Source organism: Paenibacillus sp. 01L418 (assembly GCF_056400045.1).
The window spans coordinates 1-2941 of the sequence record NZ_JBFTSN010000614.1 but is presented as its reverse complement, the minus strand read 5'-3'; the positions used below and the strand labels follow the sequence as shown (position 1 = coordinate 2941).

At 44.9% G+C, this 2941-nt stretch carries 4 protein-coding genes; 3 read left to right on the top strand and 1 reads right to left on the bottom strand.

The genetic code is table 11. The features are described 5' to 3' along the window. Positions 1–725 (bottom strand): ISNCY family transposase (locus AC1DSE_RS33615; RefSeq protein ID WP_477528944.1); only part of this gene is annotated, 725 nt, incomplete at its 3' end. Positions 726–877: 152 nt separating this feature from the next. On the opposite strand from AC1DSE_RS33615, the gene AC1DSE_RS33610 reads away from it, so the two are divergent. The 3 genes from AC1DSE_RS33610 to AC1DSE_RS33600 form a co-directional block, all read left to right on the top strand. Next, entirely contained in the window at positions 878–1855 is a 978-nt protein-coding gene (locus tag AC1DSE_RS33610) for an ABC transporter ATP-binding protein (protein ID WP_441882176.1), read from the top strand. Continuing rightward, on the top strand, positions 1855–2658 hold the full coding sequence (locus AC1DSE_RS33605) for an ABC transporter permease (RefSeq protein WP_339208552.1): 804 nt from the start codon (positions 1855–1857) through the stop codon (positions 2656–2658). Before AC1DSE_RS33610 ends, AC1DSE_RS33605 begins: the two co-directional genes overlap by 1 nt. Before the next feature lie 5 nt (positions 2659–2663). Next, positions 2664–2941, top strand: a 278-nt coding sequence (locus AC1DSE_RS33600) for an ABC-2 family transporter protein (protein ID WP_477528943.1), incomplete at its 3' end; no start/stop codon positions are given.

Genomic DNA, 2941 nt, shown 5'->3' with positions numbered 1-2941 from the left:
TGTTCAATATTAAGTTCACTCATCGCTTTTCCGAAGCTAGAGAGTGGCTGGGTATCACCGGCAAGTTCTTGTTCCACGGAGAGCTTCTCATTAGGCGAACGAAAGATGGTGTGCCGATCACTATAAAGTCCAAGAGGTAAACCATAATGGTTAATGCCTTGCTGCATAACCAAGGAGTAGCCTTCACGGCATTCATGAGGACGAAATATAGCGCCTACGACGATGCTCGTGGCATCGTCAATCGCAGCATGAAGTGCAAAGGTAGGAGCTCGTTCTTCAAGCCATTTAAACGGCGTAGCATCAATTTGCCATAACATGCCAGCTTGGGCTCTGCGTTGGCGTGGCTGATGGGCCTTGCTGCGGCGTCTTTGCTTTGCACGTTTAAGGCCTTTATCCAGTAAAACTCGTCGTACGCTGGAAGGACTGAGATGAATATCTTCATGTTCTTTCAACAGTTCTGCAAAGTGACAACTATTGCTGCCTAAATATTTGGTTGAATATAAAGAAGCAGCACGTTCTTTTACTTCGTCGTTTAGTGCATGTTTGGGCTTCTTCCCTCGATTCTGGTGTGAAATGCCCTTTGCTCCTTCTGCTTGGTATTTTTTCTTTAGTCGGATAAGCTGTCTTTCAGACAGCCCCAATGAAATTGCTCCTTCTTTATTTGTCATATGTCCATCCATCACTTTTTCTACCACTAAAACCTTCTTCATCTCTGCTCTCGTCAATGTCATGATCTCCTGTTCCATAGTGACATTATCTCAGAACAGTTACAGGGTGACATTATCACAGAAGAATAACATTTATTGAGGAAACAATTGACACATTATTCTTTCGATGTTAGTATTTCCCTCTCAAAACTTGCGCGGAGGTAAAAATAGTGATTACAGTTCATGGGATAAGTAAATCGTATCAGGTTGCTAAACGCTCTTCAGGCGTTAAGCAAGCAGTAAAGGCATTATTCAAAAGGGAATACAAAGTTGTGGAAGCGCTTAACGATATTTCTTTCACGATTGAGCCGGGTGAAATTGTAGGGTACATCGGACCTAACGGGGCGGGCAAGTCAACGACCATTAAAGTGATGAGCGGCATTCTTGTGCCAGACAGCGGTACATGTACGGTCATGGGTTATACGCCGTGGAAGGATCGGGTCGCGTATGTGAAGCATATTGGTGTTGTTTTCGGTCAGCGTTCTCAGCTGTGGTGGGACGTGCCAGTCATCGATTCCTTTGATCTGCTGCGGGATATTTATAAGGTGCCAGAGCAGGAGTATCAAAGCACATTAGCATTGCTTACAGAAACGCTTGAGCTGCAGGAAATTATTCAGATGCCAGTAAGACAGCTTAGTCTTGGACAAAGGATGCGCTGCGAAATTGCGGCTTCCCTGCTGCACAGCCCAAGTGTGCTATTTCTGGATGAGCCCACAATTGGCCTCGATGCCGTATCCAAAATCGCTGTGCGCCGCTTCATTAAGACGATAAATGAAGAGAAGGGCGTTACGATCATTTTGACCACTCATGACATGAATGATATTGAAGCGCTGGCGAACCGGATTATTCTCATCGGCAAAGGAAAGCTGCTTTATGATGGCAGCCTAAGTGCGATACGCAGCCAGTTCGGAACACAAAAAACGATAACCGTCGTATACAGCCACCGGGCTGAGCCGCTTGAGATTGCTGGTGCTGTCGTTGAAGAATGGTCACCTGAGCGAGCTGTGCTAAGCGTCAATACAGCTCAGGTTGTCATAAGCGATGTGCTCATCCGTCTGTCTGAGCAGGTGGAGCTTCTCGATGTCACGATTGATACCTTGCCTATTGAAGATATGATCGTTCAGCTGTATAAGGAGCATCAAATATAATGAAAGCGTATATTTCGGTATTTAAGCTGCGTCTCACATACGGATTGCAATACCGTACCGCAGCGCTGGCGGGAGTTGCGACTCAATTTTTTTGGGGTTTCATTATCATTATGGTGTTTGAGGCGTTTTATAGCGGGACAACGACTCCGCCTCCAATTTCATTGAAGCAGCTTATCACATATGTATGGCTGCAGCAGGCTTTTCTTTCGTTCGTTATGTTGTGGTTCCGTGACAATGAGTTATTCGGACTTATAACGACAGGCAATATTGCTTATGAGCTTTGCAGACCTAGCGGCATATACGGATTATGGTATGCCAAGCTTATTGCACAGCGGCTCTCGAGTGCCATTCTAAAAAGTATCCCTGTTTTGATAGTAGCTTTTTTTCTGCCAGAGCCTTACCGGATGCCGCTGCCAGAAGATCCAGCAGCCTTTGTTTTGTTTATCGTTGCATTATTGCTTGGACTGCTTATGATTGTTGCCCTTTCTATGTTGATGTACATATCCGTGTTCGTTACGCTTTCACCGGCTGGCTCGCTGCTTATGTTTGGTGTGATCGGCGAATTTCTGGCAGGCATGGTTATACCCGTGCCTCTTATGCCCTCATGGCTGCAAAATATTGTATATGTACTGCCGTTTCGATGGACAGCGGATTTCCCATTTCGGGTTTACTCGGGACATATTGCTAAGGAAGAAGCGCTCATCGGCATCGGTGTTCAACTGGTTTGGTTTGTTGTACTAGTGGGCTTAGGCAGGCTGGCAATGGCAAAAGCATTACGTAGAGTTGTTGTGAATGGAGGGTAACCCATATGAGATTGTTCGGTAAATATATTTTGATCATGTTTAAGTCGCAAACGCAGTACCTTACCTCATTTTGGCTGCTCTCCTTAGGTCAATTTTTTGTGCCATTTTCTGTTTTTGCAGGATTATATTTTATGTTTGAGCGATTTGGCCAAATTGAGGGTTGGAATTTTCAAGAAGTAGCGTTATGCTTTTCTATTATTCATATGTCATTTGCGATTAGTGAATGTTTTGCACGCGGTTTCGATTCGTTCTCTACGTTGGTCGTTAATGGAGATTTTGACCG

Coding starts and splice junctions, on each gene's coding strand:
- AC1DSE_RS33605 (WP_339208552.1), top strand. CDS start 1,855: ATGAAAGCGTATATTTCGGTATTTAAGCTGCGTCTCACATACGGATTG.